This window comes from Streptomyces sp. DH-12 (assembly GCF_002899455.1).
GTDB lineage: Bacteria > Actinomycetota > Actinomycetes > Streptomycetales > Streptomycetaceae > Streptomyces.
On sequence record NZ_PPFB01000001.1, the window covers coordinates 285,673 to 303,666 of the forward strand.

A 17,994-nucleotide genomic window follows, 5' to 3' on the forward strand; every position below is an offset into this window, starting at 1 on the left:
ACCGTGCTGGAGAAGTGCGGGATTCCCTGGGGTGACGTCCGGAGTCCTCCAGGTCGACAGCGTATTTCGGCCACGCGTGCGCCGACGCCCCCCTCCGGAGCACTCCCTCTCATCCAGGTGAGATGCGGCGCTGCGGAGTTCGGGTATCCGAAAATGTCGCAGGAGGAAGGGGGCGGCTCGAACTTCGCTGGAAAGGAGTTGACTGCGCCAAAAAGACTATTTACCTTCTCTTTGGCTGGTCATGGGGTTTCCATTGCGGAAACCGGTGTTCTCACCGGCCAGATGAGACGTACAGCAGAGCGAATTGTTCCGCGTATGCGATCCGCGTTCAGGGGAGACGTCGGCATGATCAATGTTTTCCAGCCCGCGCTCGGTGAAGAAGAACTTCGTGCCGTGGCAGAGGTGTTCGCCGACAATTGGCCCGGTCACGGCCCGCGCACACAGAGATTCGAAGCGGAATTCGCGCGGCACATCGGCGCCGATCCCGACCACGTCCTCTTTCTGAATTCCTGTACGTCGGGACTCTTCCTCGCCGTCCAGATACTCGGGCTCGGCCCCGGGGACGAGGTGGTCCTCCCGTCGGCGGCCTTCGTCGCCGCCGCCAACGCCGTGGCCGCCTCCGGTGCCCGCCCCGTCTTCTGCGACGTCGACCCCCGCACCTCCAACGCCACCGCCGCCCACGTCGAGCAGGCCCTCACCCCCCGCACCAAGGCGGTCCTGGTGCTCCACTACGGCGGCAGCCCCGGCGACGTGGAGGCCGTCGCCCGCCTCTGCCGAGGCCGCGGCATCCCCCTGATCGAGGACGCCGCCTGCGCCGTCGCCTCCCGGATCGGCGACACCGCCTGCGGCATGTTCGGCGACATCGCGGTCTGGAGCTTCGACTCCGCCAAGGTGCTCGTCACCGGCGACGGCGGCATGCTCCACGCCCGCACCCCCGAGCTGGCACGCAAGGCCCGCACGCTCGCCTACCACGGCCTGCGCCACGACAGCGGATTCGCCGCCGCGCGCGTCTCCCCCCGATGGTGGGAGCTGGAACTGGAAACCTTCGGCCGCCGCGTGGTGGGCAACGACCTCACCGCCGCCATCGGCAGCGTCCAGCTCGCCAGACTCCCCGCGAACATCACACGCCGCACCGAGATCGCGCGCCGCTACGACCAGATGCTCGCCGGCACCGAGGAGATCCAGCTCCCCCCGGCCCTCCCGGCCGGACACGTCTCCAGCCACTACTTCTACTGGGTTCAGATGCCCCCGGAGATCCGCGACGACGTCGCAGCCGACCTCCTCGCCCAGGGCGTCTACACCACCTTCCGCTACCCGCCCCTGCACAAGATCCCCGCCTACGGCGCCACGGACACCGAACTCCCCGGCACCGACCAGGTCAACGAGCGCACTCTCCTGCTCCCCCTCCACCAGAGCCTGGACGACACCGACGTCCGCACCGTGGCCGAGGCCCTCCTCGAGGCGGTCGCGCGCCGGACCGCCTGACGGCGGAAGCGCCCGCCGGGCCGCGCCCCGAGGCTCCCCCGACCCCCCACCGAAAGGAAACACCGTGAAGGCCCAGGTCGTCACGGGTGGAGCGGGCACCCGCCCCCGCCCCCTGAGCTACTCGCCTCCCGAACAGTTCACCGCGCGCGGGGAGAGCGCCCGGGCGCTCCGCCCGCGCACCACCGCCGAGAACCCGGGGCACCACCGCCCGCCCCTGGAGGACCACACCCGGATCGAGGCCGCCGCATGACCACCCTGACCACCGCCGACACCAAGGCGCTCGTTCTCGACGCCGCCCGCCGTCACCACGCCGACCAGACGCGGTACCAGGAATTCGTCCCCGGCGTCACCGAGATCTGGCCCTCCGGCGCCGTCCTCGACGCCGACGACCGGCTGGCACTCGTGGAGGCCGCCCTCGACCTGAGGATCGCCGCGGGCGAGAGCAGCCGCACCTTCGAAACCCGCTTCGCCCGCCTGCACGGCCGCCGCAAGGCCCACCTGACCAACTCCGGCTCCTCCGCCAACCTCCTCGCCCTCACCGCCCTCACCTCGCCCACCCTCGGCGACCGGCGCCTGCGCCCGGGCGACGAGGTCATCACCGTCGCCGCCGGCTTCCCCACCACCGTCAACCCGATCATCCAGAACGGCCTGGTCCCCGTCTTCGTCGACCTCGACCTCACCACGTACAACACCACCGCCGGCCGCGTCGCCGAGGCCATCGGCCCCCGAACCCGCGCCATCATGATCGCCCACGCCCTCGGCAACCCCTTCGAGGCGGCGGAGATCGCCCAGCTCGCCGAGGAGCACGGCCTCTACCTCGTCGAGGACAACTGCGACGCCGTCGGCACCCGCTACGGCGGCCGGCTCACCGGCACCTTCGGCGACCTCAGCACCGTCAGCTTCTACCCCGCCCACCACCTCACCATGGGCGAGGGCGGCGTCGTGATGACCTCGCGGCCGCAGCTCGCCCGCGTCGTCGAATCACTCCGCGACTGGGGCCGCGACTGCTGGTGCGAACCCGGCCGCAACAACACCTGCTTCCGCCGGTTCGACTACCAGATGGGGACCCTGCCCCACGGCTACGACCACAAGTACATCTTCACGCACGTGGGCTACAACCTGAAGTCCACCGACCTCCAGGCCGCCCTCGGCCTCTCCCAGCTGGACAAACTCGACACCTTCACCGCGGCGCGCCGCCGCAACTGGCAGCGCCTGCGCGACGGACTCGACGGCACCCCGCACCTCCTGCTCCCCGAACCCACCCCCGGCAGCGAGCCGAGCTGGTTCGGCTTCGTCCTCACCGTCGACCCCCGCGCCCCCTTCGACCGCGCCGCCCTCACCGACCACCTCGAACACCACAAGATCGGCACCCGCCGCCTCTTCGCGGGCAACCTCACCCGCCACCCCGCCTACGCGGGACGCGACTACCGCGTCGTCGGCGACCTCGCCAACAGCGACATCGTCACCCAGCAGACCTTCTGGATCGGCGTCTACCCCGCCATCACCGAAGAGATGACGGACTACATGGTCGCCACCGTGCGCGACTTCGTCCGGAGGAACACGTGACCACCGCCCCGCCGGCCCCGCCCCGCCACGACCCCGGCCTCGCCGCCCGCCTCGCCCGCTCGGCCGCGTACACCGAGGAGGGCGCCCAGATGCGCACCGCCGAGGTCCCGGCCTGGCTCGCCGAGCGCCGCCGGGCCCACCGCTTCTCGGTCGAGCGCATCCCCTTCGCCGACCTCGACCACTGGGAGTTCGACCCGGTCACCGGCAACCTCGGCCACCGCACCGGCCGCTTCTTCACCATCGAGGGGCTGAGCGTACGCGGCGGGGCGGGCCCCGTCCCCGAGTGGCGGCAACCCATCATCAGCCAGCCCGAGATCGGCCTCCTCGCCCTCCTCGCCCGGGAGATCGACGGCGTACTCCACTTCCTCCTCCAGGCCAAGATGGAGCCGGGCAACCCCAATCTCCTCCAGCTCTCCCCGACCGTCCAGGCGACCCGCTCCAACTACACCCGCGCCCACCGCGGCGCCCCCGTACGGCACCTCGAAGACGTCCTCGGCCCCGACGGCACCCCCGGCTCCGGCCCCGGCCGCCGCGTCCTGGCCGACGTCCTCCAGTCCGAGCACGGCTCCTGGTTCCACCAGAAGTACAACCGCAACACCCTCGTCGAGACCACCCACGACGTCCCGGCCCACCCCGACTTCTGCTGGCTCACCCTCGGCCAGCTCGGACGCCTCCTCCACCACGACAACCTCGTCAACATGGACACCCGCACCGTCCTCGCCTGCGCCCCGGTCGCCCACGGCCACGACCCGGACCGCGCACGCCACCGGGACACCGAACTGCTGTCCTGGCTCACCGGCGAACGCGCCCGTCACGAGGCCCGCGCCACCCTCGTCCCCCTCCGGGAGGTGACCGGCTGGCACCGGGGCGACCGCTCCATCGACCACCAGGCCGGCCGCCACTTCTCCGTCGTCGCCGTCTCCGTCGAGGCGGGCAGCCGCGAGGTCGGCGGCTGGACCCAGCCCCTCCTCGCGCCCGTCGGCACCGGTGTCACCGCCTTCCTCGCCCGCCGCATCGACGGCATCCCCCACCTCCTCGTCCAGGCCAGGGCCGAAGGCGGCATCCACGGGGGGATCGAACTGGGCCCCACCGTCCAGTGCACCCCGGGCAACTACGCCCATCTCCCCGAGGACGCCCGCCCGCCGTTCCTCGACACCGTCCTCGGCGCCGACCCCTCCCGCATCCGCTACCAGGCTGTGCACTCCGAGGAAGGCGGCCGCTTCCTCGGCGCCCTCAGCCGCTGCCTCGTCGTCGACTGCACGGCGGACGACGAGGCGACCGCCCGCGCCGAACAGCTCCCCGGCTACCGCTGGGCCACCCCCGCCCAGCTCACCGCCCTCGCCCGGCACGGCCACTACCTCAACGTCCAGGCACGCACCCTCCTGGCCTGCCTCACCACCGGGGCGGTCCGCTGGTGACCCGCCGCCCCGCCCCGCTGCGGATCGGCGTCCTCGGCTGCGCGGAGATCGCCCGCCGCCGCATGCTCCCCGCCTTCGCCGCCTGCCCGGACACCCACCTCACCGCGGTCGCCAGCCGGGACCCGGAACGGGCCCGCGCCACCGCCGAGCCCTACGGCGCCCGGCCCGTCCACGGCTACCAGGACCTCCTCGAACAGGACGACGTCGACGCCGTCTACGTACCGCTGCCCGCCGCCCTCCACCGCACCTGGGTCGAAGCCGCCCTCCGCTGCGGCAAGCACGTCCTCGCGGAGAAGCCCCTCACCACCGACGACCGCGCCACCGCCCGGCTCCTGCGCCTCGCCCGCGACCGCGGACTGGCCCTCGCCGAGAACACCATGTTCGTCCACCACCCGCAGCACACCGCCGTACGCGAACTCGTCGACGCCGGCGCCATCGGCGAACTGCGTTCCCTGCGCGCCGAGTTCAGCGTCCCCCGCTTCCCCGCCGGAGACATCCGCCACCAGCCGGGACTGGGCGGCGGCGCGCTGTGGGACACGGGTGTCTACCCCGTCCGGGCCGCGCTCCACCTTCTGGGGCCGCAGCTGCAGGCCGTCGGCGCCGTCCTCACCGAGGACCCCGCACTCGGCGTCGACACCCACGGCGCCGCCCTCCTGCGCACCCCCTCGGGAACCACCGCCCACCTCTCCTTCGGCCTCGACCACGGCTACGCCTCGGTCTACGAACTCTGCGGCAGCCGGGGCCGCCTCACCGTCGACCGCGCCTTCACCCCGCCCGCCGACCATCCGCCCCTGCTGCGGATCGAGACCCGAGAGGGCCGCCGCGACATCCGGCTCGACCCCTTCGACCAGGTGGCCGCCGCCGTCGCCGCCTTCGCCGAGGCCGCCGCCACCGGCGCCCCGCCCGACCCGGCCACCCTGCGCCAGGCAGGCCTCCTCGCCGCCGTGCGCGCCCTCGCCACCCCCTCCGACCCGACCGCCGTCCCTACCCGCAGGAGCTGACCATGCGCGTTCTCTTCGTCACCGTGCCGCTGGCGAGCCACGTCTACCCGAGCGTGTCCCTCGCCCACGCACTCCAGTCGGCCGGGCACGAGGTCCGCCTCGCCTCCAAACCCGGCGTCGAGGATCTCATCACCGGCTGCGGCCTGCACGCCGTCACGGTCGGCATACCCGCCGACGAGGACCACCTCCACGAGGGCCAGGTGCCGATCGACGCCCTCGCCCTCGACCCCCAGGACGACGAGAGCTGGCGCTCGGTACGCCGCTACCTGACCCCCCGCATCGTCTCCGCCAACTTCCGCGCCGAGGACGGCCGAGGACGCGGAGGCGTCGTCGAGGACCTCGTCGCGTACTGCCGCGGCTGGCGTCCCGACCTGGTCCTGTGGGACCCCGCCTTCCCCGCGGCCGCCATCGCGGCACGCGCGAGCGGCGCCGAACACGGCCGCCTCCTGTGGGCCCTCGACACCGTCGGCCACATCCGTCATCGGACCCGCGAGGAACTCGGCGAGGGCGCCGCCCTCGAACGGGACCCCCTGGTCGCCGCGATGCTCCCCGCCCTCGAACGCTACGGCGTCGACTTCGGCGAGGACCTCCTCCTGGGACGATGGAGCCTGGACCCGGTTCCCCCGGGCGCCCAGCTCCCCGCCCCCGGCCACACGTACCACCCGATGCGCATCGTCCCCTACACCGGCTCCGCCGTGGAGCCCGAATGGCTGCGCACCCCGCCCGCCCGCCCCCGCGTCTGCCTCACCTACGGCGCCTCCGTGCGCGGATACGCCCCCCGCTTCGCCACCGTGCCCCTCCCCGTCCTCATGGAGGCGTTCGCCGGCATGGACATCGAGGTCGTCGCCACCCTCAACGACGAGGAGATCGCGGAGGCGGGCCCCATCCCCGCCAACGTCAGGACCGTCGACTACGTCCCGTTCACCCAGCTCCTGCCCACCTGCTCGGCCATCGTCTACCAGGGCGGCGACGGCACCTTCGGCTGCGCCGCCCCCCAGAGCCTGCCCCAGCTGATCAACCTGTCCCCGAAGTGGGGCGAGCTCGCGGTCGCCCAGTACGTGGAGAGCAGGGGTGCGGGCCTCGTCGTCGACCGGGAAGGCGCCACCGCCGAGTCGGTCCGCGACCAGCTCCACCGCATCCTCACCGAGCCCGCCTTCCGCAAGGGCGCCGAGGAAGTGTGCCGCGAGATCACCGCCATGCCCACCCCGCACGCCGTCGTGCCCCTCCTCGAGGAACTGGCGAAGGGGCCCGTCCGGCCGAGCGCCTGACGGCCCGCCGGACGACGCCGGCAAGGCACATCACGGGCGCCGGGCCCCTTCGCGAAAGAGCCCGGCGCCCGTGCCCTCACCGCCCCACCGGCTCATCCCGCGAACGCGCCCCGGTGCTCCTGCGCCCACGTCCGGAAGGGCCGCGCCGGTGTGCCGGTCACCGAGCGCACCGTGTCCACGACCTCGGCCTTCGCCCCGTCCCGCTGCCGGAGGGCGCCGGCCAGGAGAGCCTCCGCCACCGGCTCCGGATGGCGTGCCCTCAGGGCCGCGCGCGCCCTCTCGGGGCTCAGCTCCTCGAACCGCAGGGGGACTTCGAGCACCCGGCCGAGCTGTTCCGTCTGCTCGACCGGGGTGACGGCCGCCGGCCCGGTCAGCGTGTGCGCCCGGCCGGCGTGCCCGGCCTCGGTCAGCGTCCGCACGGCCACCTCCGCGATGTCACGAGGATCGACACAGGCGTTGGCCGACGTCCCGTACAGCGCCCTGACCACCCGTTCCGAGCGGACGGACGCCGCCCAGGACAGCGCGTTGCTCATGAAGGAGCGCGGGCGCAACAGTGTCCACTCCATGCCGCTGTCCCGCAGCAACTCCTCGTTGGCGCGCTGCCAACGGGTGATCAGGTCGTCGGCCAGCGGATCGAGCACGGCAGCCGCCGACAGCTTCACCACGCGCTCCACCCCGGCCTCGCGGGCGGCCCGCAGAAACCGCGCGTCGTCGTCCCCGCCGACCCGGCTGGTCACCAGGAACGCCGTCCGCACGCCCACCAGCGCCCGCCCGAGCGATCCGGCGTCCCCGTAGTCGGCGATGACGGTCTCATGGACCGAACCCGCCGGTCCCTTCGCGACGCCCGTCGCGGGGCCCCTGGTCATCAGGCGCGCGCGCACCCCCTCGGGCAACCGTCGTACGACCTCGCGGCCCACCGTCCCCGTCGCGCCGGTCACCAGGATCATCGAGCGCCCCCGTTCCGCTTCCGGTCCGCCGGCAGGCGCACCCGGACCGTAAATATACCGGCTGGGCGGTTTCCCGGAAGTCCGGCGGTACCTGTCACGGTCCTGGCCGCGGTCGCCGAGCACCACGTCCGTGCTGCGGTGGTTCTCCACACGCGGCGCGACTCCACCGTCCGTCGTCACCCGGGAGCCGCTTCCTCGCACTCCGTCCCGACCTTCTGGAGACACGACTCCTCCGCTCCGGAGGCAGCCGGGGCGGCGCGGGTCCGACGGACCGCCTCCGCTCCCGCTCCGCCCGGCGGCCGCGTCACGGCCGGGATCCACGGGCCGGCACGGCGCCCCACCGCCCCACCGGGCACGGCCCTGTTCCCGTACGGCTACGGCGAACAGACGTGCAGTGCGGGTGATGCTCCGGGCCGGACTTCCCGGCCGCTGACAGGCCGCCGGTGTGGTCCCGCGGCAGATACCGGATCCACTGCGGCTCACAAGTCGACCTCGCGGCTGTTTGCTCCCTGTCTCCTCGGTCACACGCTCTCTTCCCGACGGACGGAGAAGGCGCCCGCGGCAGCCGCCAGGACTGCCGCTTCCGCGGCCCGTTCCGGGAGTTGCGGGTCCGGATCGGCACGCAGGAGCACCAGCTGGTGGTAGAGCGGCGCCGTGGCGGCGATCAGCAGGCTCCGCGCGTCCGTGTGCCGTGCGGGGAGTTCACCGCGCTCGATGGCGCGCTCGACGAGGATCTCGCACTGGGCGTACCGGTCCGTCCACACCTTCGTCTGGGCCCGCGCTGCCTGTTCGGAGTGGAACGAGGCGGCCATCAGGGCGACGGCGAGCGACGGCTGTACGACCAGGGATTCCTGGATCTCCTGGTTGAGGGCCGTCAGATCGCCGCGCAGGGAGCCGGTGTCCGGCGGCTGCCAGTCGATCTCGCCGGCGGCGTCGATGACGTCGACGAGCAGGCCGCCGACATCGCGCCAACGCCGGTAGACCGTGGCGCGGTGCACTCCGGCCCGCGTCGCGACGCCCTCCATCGTGAGTCCTTCGTGACCGCCTTCAGCGAGTTCGGCGCGCACCGCGTCGAGAACCTGGGCGCGGATGCGGGCGGTGCGACCGCCCGGACGGCGGTCCGGCGTCGTGTCCAGTGGGTCTGTCATCGGCAATCAGTATCCGGTTGATCAAGGCGGCAGGGCCGTGCCAGCATCTTAACGCGACAGTTGTCGCACTAGGTTCGCCAGAGAGGAACCGCATCCGTGATGCCGCCCGTTCCCGCTGACCCCACCGTGCTCCACCCGATGCCCGAGCACCCGCGCGTGGTTCTGCTCAAGCCGCTGGTGACGTCGCCGTTGATCGAGGTCGGTGACTTCTCCTACTACGACGATCCGGACGACCCGACCGCGTTCGAGACGCGCAACGTCCTCTACCACTACGGTCCCGAGCGGCTTGTCATCGGCAAGTACTGCGCGCTGGGGACGGGCACCCGGTTCCTCATGAACGGCGCCAACCACCGCATGGACGGCCCTTCCACCTTCCCGTTCCCCACCATGGGGGGTTCCTGGGCGGAGCACTTCGACCTGATCACCGACCTGCCCGGCCGGGGCGACACGGTCGTCGGCAACGACGTGTGGTTCGGCCACGGCGCCACGGTCATGCCCGGCGTACGCATCGGCCACGGCGCGATCATCGCCGCCGGCGCCGTGGTCACCGGCGACGTCCCCGACTACGGCATCGTCGGCGGCAACCCCGCCCGGCTCATCCGCACCCGCTACGACGCCGCGGACATCGCCCGGCTCCTCGCCGTGGCGTGGTGGGACTGGCCCGTGCAGCACATCACCAGGCAGGTACGGACGATCATGTCGGGGACCGTCGCCGACCTGGAGGAGGCCGCCGCGCAGATCGCCCGGCCCTGACGCCGCGTCCTCGCCACACCGCCCGCACCCGTCCCGCGCCAGAAACGAGTGATCGCCCATGTCCCGTCGCCGCGCCCATATCGCGATGGTCGGCGTCCCCATCGTCAGTCATGTCCTGCCCAGCCTCGCTCTCATCCGTGAGCTGGTGGCCCGCGGGCACCGGGTCACCTACGCCAACGACCCGTTCGTGGCCGACCGGATCGAATCCGCCGGCGCGGAGCTGGTGCCCTGCACCTCCACGTTGCCCGTCGAGGACAACGACTGGCCTGCCGATCCCATCGCCGCGGCGAGCCTCTTCCTCGACGACGCCGTCCAGGCGCTCCCGCAACTGCGCGCCGCCTACGACGACGATCCGGCCGACCTGTACCTCTATGACATCGGCGCTTATGCCGCGCGTGCCCTCGCCGAAGCGCAGGGCCGTCCCCTCGTGCAGCTGTCCCCGACGTTCGTCGGCTGGGACGGCTACCAGGAGGAAGTCGCGGCGCATCTGCGGAAGCTGCCGGGCGCCGACGCGTACCGGGACAGGTTCGCACGGTGGCTCGCCGACTGCGGCGCCACCACCACGGACGTGGACACCTTCTCCGGTCCGCCCGCCCGGGCCCTCGCCCTGATCCCGAGAGCGATGCAGCCGCACGCCGATCGAGTCGACACCGACACGGTGACCTTCGTCGGCCCCTGCTTCGACACCCGAGCGGACACGGACGGCTGGACCCGCCCGGCGGCCGCGGACAACGTGCTGCTGATCTCGCTCGGGTCCGCGTACACGCGCCAGCCCGCGTTCTACCGTCAGTGCATCGCGGCCTTCGGCGACCTGCCCGGCTGGCATGTCGTACTCCAGATCGGCAAGTACACCGACCCCGAGGAACTCGGCACCATCCCGTCCAACGTCGAGGTGCACTCCTGGGTCCCGCAGCGGGCGATCCTGGAACAGGCCGACGCCTTCGTCACCCACGCCGGCATGGGCGGCTGCAGCGAAGGGCTCCTCGCCGGCGTTCCCATGATCGCCGTGCCGCAGGGAGCCGAGCAGTTCATGAACGCCGACCGGCTCGTGGAACTCGGCGTCGCCCGCCGTGTGGACACCGCTGACGCCATCGCCGAGACCCTTCGCGCGGCGCTGAACGACCTGGTCACGGATCCGGAACGCGTCGACCGGTCCAAGCAGTTGCAGGCCGCCGCCCGAGCCGAGGGCGGCACCCGGCGCGCTGCTGACCTCATCGAGAACATGCTGGCCGCCGCCGAGGGCCCCGCGGTCTGAGCACGGCCGCTTCCCTTCCCCGGCTGGCGCCGTCCTCATCCGAGGATCTGTACCTGTAGGGCAAGCGCGGGGAAGATCACCGTCAAGGGCGGGGCGGCGGAGTGGATCCAGACGATGTACGCGCAGCGGCGCACCCGCCCGGCCATGCCTCCACCGTGCGCCCGGCTCTGGTCAGGTGGGTGTCGTGGCGCCCTGGCCCTCGGGAGCACGCGGGCGGGGCACCGTCGCTGCTGGGGGCAACTCCAGGCCAGGTCGAGGCGGCTGTTCATGTCCAGCTCGAACCTGCCGTACGGGTTCACGTGCGTCCAGAACAGCGGCGACAGCGCCCGCCGGTCTGCATCGGTGAGCGTGTCGGCCCACTGCGGGTCGGCGAGGACCTGCTGCATCAGCAGCGTGTTGACGTGGACCAGGGCGGACTGGAGCAGGTGGAGGGCGAGCATGGACACCTCCTGGGACTCCTTGTCCTGCCCGGCGAGGTCGCCGTCCTTGCCGTAGAAGAGGTCCTTGTTCGCGCTGTTCCAGTTCTCCACGACCTGCAAGCCCTCGTGGATCTCCTGCCGCAGCTCGACGTCGGCGAGGTAGTCGCAGACGAAAGCCGTCCGCACCGCCCGCCCGAGTTCCTCGATCGCCTGATAGGTGGGGTGCTTGGGCCCGCCGCGGGTGAAGCGGCGCAGGACCTGCTCGGCCTCCGCGGTGCCCAGGCGCAGGGCGGTGGTGTACTTCACGATCTGGTCGTACTGCTGGCGGATCAGATCCCAGTTGATCGTCTTGGTGGACAGTACGGGCGCGAGGTTCGGCCAGTTCTCGTCTTCCCCGGCTGCCGGCCGGTACAGCTTCGCGGAGCCGATGTTCTTCAGCCTCGGCATCAGCTTGAAGTCGAGCATGTGGGCGAAAGCGAAGCCGACGATGGACGCGCCATGGGTGTCGGTGTACTGCCGGTCCACCTCCATGTCGGTGCAGTGCCGCAGCACGCCCTCGATCATCGAGGCCACCTCGGAGGCCGAACAGGACTTGAGCTGGGAGTAGATGCACACCGACTTCCGCTCGACGTGCCAGTAGATCATCACGCCCGGGCCCCGGTAGCGCTGGTGCCACTCGGTCATCAGGTTCGAGGACCAGGCCCCGAACTTGCGGCTGTCGGAGGCGCAGGCGGTGCCGGTACCCCACCACATCTCGTCGCGAGCGGCGAAGGCGGAGTTCACCAGCTTCACCAGCGCGGCGCGCATGTTGGCCCGGTTGACGAACAGGTGCCGCACCCTGCGCAGCGTCGCCTCAGACTCGCCGTGCTTGCCGGTCACCGCGACCCGCTTGATGCCCATGTTGGTGCCCAGCCCGAACAGCACCAGCAGCAACCGGCGCCGCAGCACGTCCTTGACAGGTTCTCGCGGGTGGCGACCGAGGTGAACTCGGCGATGAAGTCCGTGTCGAACTCGGCGTGCTTCAGGATGTCCAGCAGGTCGATGGTGCCCCAGCGCCGTTCGATCTCCGCCTTGATCGCCATCAGCGACTCCGGCTCCTCCTGCTTGCCGCGCGGGGAGGCCCTGATCCACGGCTCGCCGTGCTTCTTGACGATCGCGACCCCGCCCGTGGTGCCCTCGGCCAGGGCCTGCTCGAAGCGGTCCAGCGACGCCCGCAGCTTGCTCTGGAGAGCGGTGATGAATTCGCCGGCGTCCTGCGGCTGGCCCAGGGCGGCGTAGTGGACGTCTCGGTTGTCCTCGAAGTCGGCGGGCAGATCGTCCTCCGGATTACGCCACCGGTTGGCGCCCACGACCCAGATTTCCCGCCGGCGCAACGCGTCCCGCAGCGACACGAGCACGCACAGCTCGTACGGGATGCGCTCGACGGCCCTTGTCGTCGACGACCGCCGCCCGCCACTGCTCGGGCACCACTCCGTCCAGCGGCACTGCCTCGGCCGCATCGAAGAAGGCACCCTCCTTCAGCGGCTGCTCCAGGTACCGCTTGAGCAGGTCGATCGCGTCCATCACCGGCCGGTAGGCGGTGTTGTTGCACTTCAGCTCCAGCGCCTTCAGCAGCGGCGACAGCATCCGCCGCCAGTGCGCCGAGTACGACGACCGCAGCACGGTACGCACCCGCGCCTTGTAGCGGGCCTCGTTCGCCGCGGCCTCCGCCGCCAGCGCCTTGAGCGTCTTCTCCCCGCCGACCACCGGGAAGATCACCCGCCACACCGTGCCGGACGGCTCCGACAAGGCCGCCTCCGCGACCCGCAGCAGCATCGCCTCCTTGCCGCGGACCTTCTTCAGCTCCGCCCCAGCTCCTTCTCAACCTTCCGCTCCGCGCGGGTGTTGATCTTCAGTACGAGCTGGATGAACAAATCCACCAGCGAGTCGGTGATCTCCGTCTGCCGGACATGGCACAGCGTGGCCAGCAGCGTCAGCCGCCGCGGCGGCTTCATCCGCTCCAGGTTCGCCGGGTACTCCTTCGACGCACGGGCCCGCCAGGCGTCCACCAGCTTCTCCGACACGTCCGCGAACAGGTCCGCAGGCAGGTCCAGCCGCCTCACCCGCTCCAGCTTGTTCACCTCCGCAAGCAGGCTCTCCAGGCCCGGGGCGCCAGGGTCCGTCTTCAAACTCGGTGAAGTGCGACCGCCCGCCCCCAGCCACCGCGCCCTCGCCGTCCGCGCCGTGCTCGGTGCCGTCACCCGCGATCAGATCTTCCAGCCGCGATCGGGCCGTGTGACTGAGCCGGTCCAGCGTGCTGCGACAGAACCGCTTCTCGAAGTCCTTGATCGCCTTGCCCACCAACCGCCGCACCTGCCCGGGCGCCGGCGGCTCGATATGGTCATTGCGACACCGTGCCACCACGGCTGCCGCGAGCCGGTCACGGGACAGCTCCACCGGGCACAGCTCGGTAGCCAACCACGCGGCCAGCCGGTCCTGGTCCTCCTCGGTGTTCACCCGGAACCCGTACGCCGCCCGGATCTCGCCCCGGTGTCGCTGGATCGCCTTGCTCTGCCAGTCGTAGTCCGCCCACGCCTCTGCGGGAACCTTGACCTGCTGGGCTACGTGCTCCACCGCGGCGGTCGGCACCTCCTGGGCCGACTCGGGGAACCGGGCCTCCACCTCGAAAAACTTGAGCAGCAGCGCGAACCCGAGCCGAGTCGCCCCGGACTTGTTCCGCACCCGCTTCATGTCGTCTTCCAGCAGCGTCCAGACCTCGATCAGGTCCTCCGGCTCCCAGTCCTGCCGCACCCCGTACTCCTCGCCCCACGCCCGAGATCACTCGTTCAGCTCAACGAGGCGCCAGGCGAGGGGAAACGACGACCACAGCAGTCACACAGCGCTACATGTCCGTTCGCCGTAGCTATACGAGAACAGGGCCTACCTCGTCGTGATCCTCTGTGCCCGTGCCGGGAGCGGCTCGGGCCGCCGCGAGCCGCTGCCTGGACCCGGCCGTCCACGCAGCGCCCGTGTGGAGCGGCACTGCGACGACGATCCGGGTGCCGGTCCCGTCGTGGACGGGGTCCTCACGTTCCGTGCGTCGGCGGCACGGGCGGACGGGCCGCCCGTGCCGCCTTCCCCGCGGGGATCCCGCGAGCCCGGTCCGCGGCTTCGCCGTCCGCTCCCCGCGTGTTCCGCGTACGTCGTGCGGCAGGGTCAGGAGACGGTGCGGGCCACGTTCGTGTGGACCCAGTCGGTGATCTCCCGGGTGGTGGTGCCGGGGGTGAACAGTGCGGCCACACCGAGGTCGAGCAGGGGCGGGATGTCCGCGTCCGGGATGATCCCGCCGCCGAACACAGTGATGTCGGTGGCGTCCTGTTCGCGCAGGAGGCGGAGCACCTCGGCGAAGAGGGTCATGTGGGCACCGGAGAGCACGGACAGGCCGATGCCGTCGGCGTCCTCCTGGAGGGCTGTGTCCACGATCTGGCGCGGTGTCTGGTGCAGACCCGTGTAGACGACCTCGATGCCGGCGTCGCGGAGGGCCCGGGCGATCACTTTGGCGCCGCGGTCGTGGCCGTCCAGACCGGGTTTGGCGACGACGACGCGGAGCGGGGTGCTGGTGGCGGCAGACATGGGCTTCGGGGTTCCTCGGCTCAGTAGGCGTCAGTGGGAATGTACGTGCCCCACACCTCGCGCAGGGCGTTGCAGACCTCGCCGATGGTGGCCCGTGCTTTGAGGGCGTCTTTCATGGGGTGGAGGACGTTGTCGTCGCCCTGGGCGGCTTTCTTCAGGGCGGTCAGGGCGGTGTCGACGGCGTGCTGGTCGCGTTCGGCGCGCAGCTTGGCGAGGCGTTCGGCCTGTTGGGCTTCGATGGCGGGGTCGACGCGGAGGGGTTCGTAGGGTTCCTCTTCGTCGAGCTGGAAGCGGTTGACGCCGACCACGACCCGTTCGCCGGAGTCGGTCTGCTGGGCGATGCGGTAGGCGGAGCGTTCGATCTCGTTCTTCTGGAAGCCGTGTTCGATGGCGTTGACCGCGCCGCCGAGGTCTTCGACCTTCTGCATCAGTTCCAGCGCGGCGGCCTCGACGTCGTCGGTCATCTTCTCGATGACGTAGGAGCCGGCGAAGGGGTCGACGGTGGCGGTGACGTCGGTCTCGTAGGCGAGGACCTGCTGGGTGCGCAGGGCGAGGCGGGCGGATTTGTCGGTGGGCAGGGCGATGGCCTCGTCGAAGGAGTTGGTGTGCAGCGACTGGGTGCCGCCGAGGACGGCCGCCAGGCCCTGCACGGCGACGCGTACCAGGTTCACCTCGGGCTGCTGGGCGGTCAGCTGCACCCCGGCGGTCTGGGTGTGGAAGCGCAGCATCAGCGACTTGGGGTTCTTCGCGCCGAACTCCTCGCGCATCACCCGCGCCCAGATCCGGCGCGCGGCGCGGAACTTGGCGATCTCCTCCAGGATGGTGGTGCGGGCCACGAAGAAGAAGGACAGGCGGGGGGCGAAGTCGTCGACGTCCATGCCGGCCGCGACCGCGGTGCGGACGTACTCGATGCCGTCGGCGAGGGTGAAGGCGATCTCCTGCGCGGGGGAGGCGCCGGCCTCGGCCATGTGGTAGCCGGAGATGGAGATGGTGTTCCACTTCGGGATCTCGGCCCTGCAGTACTTGAAGATGTCCGCGATCAGCCGCAGTGACGGCTTGGGCGGGAAGATGTAGGTGCCGCGGGCGATGTACTCCTTCAGCACGTCGTTCTGGATCGTGCCGGTGAGCTTGTCCGCGCTCACGCCCTGCTCCTCGGCGACCAGTTGGTACAGCAGCAGCAGCAGCGCGGCGGGGGCGTTGATCGTCATCGACGTGGAGACCTTGTCCAGCGGGATCCCGTCGAACAGCACCCGCATGTCGTCGATCGAGTCGATGGCGACCCCCACCTTGCCGACCTCGCCGGAGGCGATGGGGGCGTCGGAGTCGTGTCCCATCTGGGTGGGCAGGTCGAAGGCGACCGACAGGCCCATCGTGCCGTTGGCGATGAGCTGCTTGTAGCGGGCGTTGGACTCCGTCGCCGTGCCGAAACCCGCGTACTGGCGCATCGTCCACGGACGCCCCGTGTACATCGTCGGGTACACACCCCGCGTGAACGGATACTTCCCCGGCTCACCCAGCTTCTCCGCCGGATCCCAGCCCGACAGGGCGTCGGGCCCGTAGACCGGCTCGATGGGCGGACCGGACTCGCCTGTTCTGGAGTGCTCCATGTGCCGGCTCCTGTCGGTGCTGTTCCGCGCGTGCGGTGTGGCCCCACCCTGGGGCCGGTGGCTATGACGCGGCTAGAGCGGCGGACGACGCGCCGCAGGCGGCCACCAGACCGGCGGCACGGCGGAGGAAACCGGGGCGGAGGCGTCGCCGACACGGACCGGCTCAGCCATGCGACTCGCTCGGGGCTGGAGGACCTGGTTGCGGGCGAGGGCCCGGGCGGGCGGACCGGAGAAGGTGTCCACGTCCGTGGTGGTGGCGCCGCAGTCGGCGAGCCACCGTGCGAACCTGTCCCGGTACGCGTCGGCGCCCGGCAGGTTCCGCAGATGCGCCGCGACTTCCTCCTGGTAGCCGTCCCAGCCGACGAACGTCGGGGACAGCTGCACGAGGGGACGGCCCTGCGCTTCGGCGAGGGCACGCGCGGCATAAGCGCCGATGTCATAGAGGTACAGGTCGGCCGGATCGTCGTCGTAGGCGGCGCGCAGTTGCGGGAGCGCCTGGACGGCGTCGTCGAGGAAGAGGCTCGCCGCGGCGATGGGATCGGCAGGCCAGTCGTTGTCCTCGACGGGCAACGTGGAGGTGCAGGGCACCAGCTCCGCGCCGGCGGATTCGATCCGGTCGGCCACGAACGGGTCGTTGGCGTAGGTGACCCGGTGCCCGCGGGCCACCAGCTCACGGATGAGAGCGAGGCTGGGCAGGACATGACTGACGATGGGGACGCCGACCATCGCGATATGGGCGCGGCGACGGGACATGGGCGATCACTCGTTTCTGGCGCGGGACGGGTGCGGGCGGTGTGGCGAGGACGCGGCGTCAGGGCCGGGCGATCTGCGCGGCGGCCTCCTCCAGGTCGGCGACGGTCCCCGACATGATCGTCCGTACCTGCCTGGTGATGTGCTGCACGGGCCAGTCCCACCACGCCACGGCGAGGAGCCGGGCGATGTCCGCGGCGTCGTAGCGGGTGCGGATGAGCCGGGCGGGGTTGCCGCCGACGATGCCGTAGTCGGGGACGTCGCCGGTGACCACGGCGCCGGCGGCGATGATCGCGCCGTGGCCGATGCGTACGCCGGGCATGACCGTGGCGCCGTGGCCGAACCACACGTCGTTGCCGACGACCGTGTCGCCCCGGCCGGGCAGGTCGGTGATCAGGTCGAAGTGCTCCGCCCAGGAACCCCCCATGGTGGGGAACGGGAAGGTGGAAGGGCCGTCCATGCGGTGGTTGGCGCCGTTCATGAGGAACCGGGTGCCCGTCCCCAGCGCGCAGTACTTGCCGATGACAAGCCGCTCGGGACCGTAGTGGTAGAGGACGTTGCGCGTCTCGAACGCGGTCGGGTCGTCCGGATCGTCGTAGTAGGAGAAGTCACCGACCTCGATCAACGGCGACGTCACCAGCGGCTTGAGCAGAACCACGCGCGGGTGCTCGGGCATCGGGTGGAGCACGGTGGGGTCAGCGGGAACGGGCGGCATCACGGATGCGGTTCCTCTCTGGCGAACCTAGTGCGACAACTGTCGCGTTA

The 17,994-nt window shown here is 71.3% G+C and carries 18 protein-coding genes and 2 pseudogenes; 8 read left to right on the top strand and 12 right to left on the bottom strand.

Going from position 1 to position 17,994, the window contains the following annotated elements; genetic code table 11:
- Positions 1 to 216: 216 nt before the first annotated feature.
- On the bottom strand, positions 217 to 492 hold the full coding sequence (locus C1708_RS34685; protein ID WP_241911483.1) for a hypothetical protein: 276 nt from the start codon (positions 490 to 492) through the stop codon (positions 217 to 219).
- Here C1708_RS34685 and C1708_RS00530 point away from each other — a divergent pair.
- From C1708_RS00530 to C1708_RS00555, 6 genes are all read left to right on the top strand, one after another.
- Positions 403 to 1,485, top strand: coding sequence for a DegT/DnrJ/EryC1/StrS aminotransferase family protein (locus C1708_RS00530; protein WP_241911403.1), 1,083 nt, complete (start codon positions 403 to 405; stop codon positions 1,483 to 1,485). The genes C1708_RS34685 and C1708_RS00530 overlap by 90 nt on opposite strands.
- Positions 1,486 to 1,549: 64 nt before the next feature.
- Positions 1,550 to 1,735 carry a hypothetical protein gene (locus C1708_RS00535; protein WP_106410783.1) on the top strand — a complete coding sequence of 62 codons (186 nt, stop codon included), beginning with the start codon at positions 1,550 to 1,552 and terminating at the stop codon, positions 1,733 to 1,735.
- Positions 1,732 to 3,051, top strand: coding sequence for a lipopolysaccharide biosynthesis protein RfbH (gene rfbH / locus C1708_RS00540; RefSeq protein ID WP_106410784.1), 1,320 nt, complete (start codon positions 1,732 to 1,734; stop codon positions 3,049 to 3,051). Before C1708_RS00535 ends, rfbH begins: the two co-directional genes overlap by 4 nt.
- Positions 3,048 to 4,469 (top strand): NDP-hexose 2,3-dehydratase family protein, encoded by a 1,422-nt coding sequence (locus C1708_RS00545; RefSeq protein ID WP_241911124.1) that lies wholly within the window; start codon positions 3,048 to 3,050, stop codon positions 4,467 to 4,469. The genes rfbH and C1708_RS00545 overlap by 4 nt, the downstream gene beginning before the upstream one ends.
- On the top strand, positions 4,466 to 5,470 hold the full coding sequence (locus C1708_RS00550; protein ID WP_106410785.1) for a Gfo/Idh/MocA family protein: 1,005 nt from the start codon (positions 4,466 to 4,468) through the stop codon (positions 5,468 to 5,470). Before C1708_RS00545 ends, C1708_RS00550 begins: the two co-directional genes overlap by 4 nt.
- Before the next feature lie 2 nt (positions 5,471 to 5,472).
- Positions 5,473 to 6,738 carry a nucleotide disphospho-sugar-binding domain-containing protein gene (locus C1708_RS00555; RefSeq protein WP_106410786.1) on the top strand — a complete coding sequence of 422 codons (1,266 nt, stop codon included), beginning with the start codon at positions 5,473 to 5,475 and terminating at the stop codon, positions 6,736 to 6,738.
- Between the two features lie 92 nt (positions 6,739 to 6,830).
- Here C1708_RS00555 and C1708_RS00560 read toward each other — a convergent pair whose 3' ends face one another.
- The gene (locus C1708_RS00560; RefSeq protein ID WP_106410787.1) at positions 6,831 to 7,685 is read right to left on the bottom strand and encodes an NAD(P)H-binding protein; all 855 of its coding nucleotides are present in this window, start codon (positions 7,683 to 7,685) and stop codon (positions 6,831 to 6,833) included.
- Positions 7,686 to 8,206: 521 nt separating this feature from the next.
- The gene (locus tag C1708_RS00565; protein WP_106410788.1) at positions 8,207 to 8,833 is read right to left on the bottom strand and encodes a TetR/AcrR family transcriptional regulator; all 627 of its coding nucleotides are present in this window, start codon (positions 8,831 to 8,833) and stop codon (positions 8,207 to 8,209) included.
- A gap of 99 nt (positions 8,834 to 8,932) precedes the next feature.
- Between C1708_RS00565 and C1708_RS00570 the strand changes: the two genes are divergently transcribed.
- Positions 8,933 to 9,586 carry a CatB-related O-acetyltransferase gene (locus tag C1708_RS00570; protein WP_106410789.1) on the top strand — a complete coding sequence of 218 codons (654 nt, stop codon included), beginning with the start codon at positions 8,933 to 8,935 and terminating at the stop codon, positions 9,584 to 9,586.
- 58 nt (positions 9,587 to 9,644) lie between these two features.
- Positions 9,645 to 10,841, top strand: a complete 1,197-nt coding sequence (locus C1708_RS00575) for a macrolide family glycosyltransferase (RefSeq protein ID WP_198602357.1) — start codon at positions 9,645 to 9,647, stop codon at positions 10,839 to 10,841.
- Positions 10,842 to 10,876: 35 nt separating this feature from the next.
- On the opposite strand, the gene C1708_RS34225 is transcribed toward C1708_RS00575, so the two are convergent.
- The 9 genes and pseudogenes from C1708_RS34225 to C1708_RS00600 form a co-directional block, all read right to left on the bottom strand.
- Positions 10,877 to 12,208: a Tn3 family transposase gene (locus tag C1708_RS34225; protein ID WP_198602358.1), complete on the bottom strand. Its 1,332-nt coding sequence runs from the start codon at positions 12,206 to 12,208 to the stop codon at positions 10,877 to 10,879.
- Complete coding sequence (locus C1708_RS34230) at positions 12,136 to 12,609, bottom strand: hypothetical protein (RefSeq protein ID WP_198602359.1); 474 nt, start codon at positions 12,607 to 12,609, stop codon at positions 12,136 to 12,138. The genes C1708_RS34225 and C1708_RS34230 overlap by 73 nt, the downstream gene beginning before the upstream one ends.
- A complete protein-coding gene (locus tag C1708_RS34235) occupies positions 12,587 to 13,075 on the bottom strand; it encodes a hypothetical protein (RefSeq protein WP_198602360.1) in 489 nt (162 codons plus the stop codon). Before C1708_RS34235 ends, C1708_RS34230 begins: the two co-directional genes overlap by 23 nt.
- 23 nt (positions 13,076 to 13,098) lie before the next feature.
- Positions 13,099 to 13,428: a hypothetical protein gene (locus C1708_RS34690; RefSeq protein WP_241911484.1), complete on the bottom strand. Its 330-nt coding sequence runs from the start codon at positions 13,426 to 13,428 to the stop codon at positions 13,099 to 13,101.
- A gap of 220 nt (positions 13,429 to 13,648) precedes the next feature.
- Positions 13,649 to 14,050: pseudogene (locus C1708_RS34695) on the bottom strand (DUF4158 domain-containing protein); the annotation flags it as partial.
- Between the two features lie 405 nt (positions 14,051 to 14,455).
- Positions 14,456 to 14,872, bottom strand: a complete 417-nt coding sequence (gene icmB, locus C1708_RS00585) for a coenzyme B12-dependent isobutyryl CoA mutase small subunit (protein ID WP_106410791.1) — start codon at positions 14,870 to 14,872, stop codon at positions 14,456 to 14,458.
- A 20-nt stretch (positions 14,873 to 14,892) separates the two neighbouring features.
- Positions 14,893 to 16,479 carry an acyl-CoA mutase large subunit family protein gene (locus C1708_RS00590; protein ID WP_106410792.1) on the bottom strand — a complete coding sequence of 529 codons (1,587 nt, stop codon included), beginning with the start codon at positions 16,477 to 16,479 and terminating at the stop codon, positions 14,893 to 14,895.
- Positions 16,480 to 16,647: 168 nt separating this feature from the next.
- Positions 16,648 to 17,232 (bottom strand): annotated as a pseudogene (locus C1708_RS00595) (glycosyltransferase); the annotation flags it as partial.
- Between the two features lie 58 nt (positions 17,233 to 17,290).
- The gene (locus C1708_RS00600; protein ID WP_106410789.1) at positions 17,291 to 17,944 is read right to left on the bottom strand and encodes a CatB-related O-acetyltransferase; all 654 of its coding nucleotides are present in this window, start codon (positions 17,942 to 17,944) and stop codon (positions 17,291 to 17,293) included.
- Positions 17,945 to 17,994 lie beyond the last annotated feature (50 nt).

Bases quoted from the DNA above. Each gene is read 5' to 3' on its own strand.
- C1708_RS00590 (WP_106410792.1), bottom strand. From the start codon at position 16,479: ATGGAGCACTCCAGAACAGGCGAGTCCGGTCCGCCCATCGAGCCGGTC.
- C1708_RS00555 (WP_106410786.1), top strand. From the start codon at position 5,473: ATGCGCGTTCTCTTCGTCACCGTGCCGCTGGCGAGCCACGTCTACCCG.
- C1708_RS34235 (WP_198602360.1), bottom strand. From the start codon at position 13,075: ATGCTGCTGCGGGTCGCGGAGGCGGCCTTGTCGGAGCCGTCCGGCACG.
- rfbH (WP_106410784.1), top strand. From the start codon at position 1,732: ATGACCACCCTGACCACCGCCGACACCAAGGCGCTCGTTCTCGACGCC.
- C1708_RS00575 (WP_198602357.1), top strand. From the start codon at position 9,645: ATGTCCCGTCGCCGCGCCCATATCGCGATGGTCGGCGTCCCCATCGTC.
- C1708_RS00570 (WP_106410789.1), top strand. From the start codon at position 8,933: ATGCCGCCCGTTCCCGCTGACCCCACCGTGCTCCACCCGATGCCCGAG.
- icmB (WP_106410791.1), bottom strand. From the start codon at position 14,872: ATGTCTGCCGCCACCAGCACCCCGCTCCGCGTCGTCGTCGCCAAACCC.
- C1708_RS00560 (WP_106410787.1), bottom strand. From the start codon at position 7,685: ATGATCCTGGTGACCGGCGCGACGGGGACGGTGGGCCGCGAGGTCGTA.
- C1708_RS00600 (WP_106410789.1), bottom strand. From the start codon at position 17,944: ATGCCGCCCGTTCCCGCTGACCCCACCGTGCTCCACCCGATGCCCGAG.
- C1708_RS00565 (WP_106410788.1), bottom strand. From the start codon at position 8,833: ATGACAGACCCACTGGACACGACGCCGGACCGCCGTCCGGGCGGTCGC.